Raw genomic sequence first — 1,548 nt, forward strand, 5'->3', positions numbered from 1 at the left:
GTGGCGGGGGTGTCGGCGGGGTTGGTGTCGACATTGTTGATGGCTCAGGCGCATTGCGATTCGGTGGTGGGGATTCCGTTGTGGGTGGTGACTCAGGGCGCGGTGAGTGTGTTTGCTGACGATGCGGTGGCGATTGGGTGTCAGTCGGCGGTGTGGGGGTTGGGTCAGTCGGTCTGTCTGGAGCATCCGGATCGGTGGGGCGGGTTGATCGATCTTGCCGAGGTTGCGACGCCGCGAATGGTTGAGGATTTGTATGCGATCCTTGCCTGCCCGCAGGTTGAAGATCAGCTGGCGATCCGCGGGGATGGTGTGCGTGCGCGGCGTTTACGTGCGGCGCAGTTACCGGTGGGTGGTGGGGATCGGCCGGGGGCGTGCAAGCCATTGGGGACGGTGTTGGTCACCGGTGCTTCGGGGCGTTTGGGAAGACGGATTGCGTGGTGGGCGGCTGGGGCTGGGGCTGATCATCTGGTGTTGTTGAGCCGTAGTGCGGCCGAACATCCTGACATGATCGGGCTTGCGGAGGAGTTGCGCAGGGCAGGTGTCAGTACCTCGTTGGTGTCTGTGGATGTAACTGATCGGCTGGGGTTGGCGGCTGTTGTTGACGAAGTCCGCGACCGGTGTGGGCGAATTGAGACGGTCGTTCATGCTGCCGCGGCCATTGGGTTCCAGACGGCGTCCGAGTTGACGGCCGAACAGTTCTGTCAGGAATATGCGGCCAAGGCGGTGGGGGCCGATAATTTGGTGGAATTGTTCGCCGCGGAACCGCCCGATACTTTCATCTTGTTTTCGTCTGCGGCCGGGGTTTGGGGTGGTGCGCGGCAGGGTTGTTATGCGGCCGCGAACGCTCATCTGGATGCGCTGGCGCAACAGGTGCGTGCCAGGGGGTGCTCGGCGGTGTCGGTGGCGTGGGGGCTATGGGCTGATGAGACCGGCCTCTCGCGCGAGGTCCTTGACGCTATGCAGCGGTTAGGGATCAACCCGTTGTCGCCCGATATCGCCTTTGCTGCGTTGCAGTGCGCGTTGGAAGCTGATGACACGCTGATCACGGTCGCTGATGTTTCCTGGGAGCGGTTCTTGCCAGCGTTTAGCGCTCGGCGTTCTTATACGTTGTTTAGTGAGTTGGGGTCGGCGGATGAGGTATCGGAACCCGCCGGTGGGGTCTCTACCGGTGCGGAGGGGTTGAGCGCACGGCTGGTCGATCTAACCCCCGACCAGCAACTGGACATCCTGACCAGGTTGGTGATCGAGGCGACCGCAGCGGTGTTGGCTCATTCTGATCCAGCCGATGTGGATGGTGAGCGGTCCTTTAAAGACCTCGGGATTGATTCGTTGACCGCATTGGAGCTGCGTAACAGTTTGACTGGACGCACAGGCTTGTCCCTGGCCGCCAGTTTGGTCTTTGATTACCCGACTCCGGTGACGGTGGCGGAGCATCTAGTGGGCTTGTTGACCGACACCACGCGGGCTGTCGCGGACCCACGGGTTTCGGCGCGTACGGATGAGCCGGTGGCGGTGGTGGGGATGGCGTGTCGGTTTCCGGGTGGGGTG

General features: G+C 62.5%; 1 protein-coding gene. It reads left to right on the forward strand.

What is annotated here, in order from left to right; translation table 11 throughout:
* A partial coding sequence (locus MSIMFI_RS27190) for a beta-ketoacyl reductase (protein WP_191500022.1) occupies positions 1-1,548 on the forward strand: 1,548 nt, incomplete at both ends.

The organism is Mycobacterium simulans, from assembly GCF_900232995.1.
Lineage (GTDB): Bacteria > Actinomycetota > Actinomycetes > Mycobacteriales > Mycobacteriaceae > Mycobacterium > Mycobacterium simulans.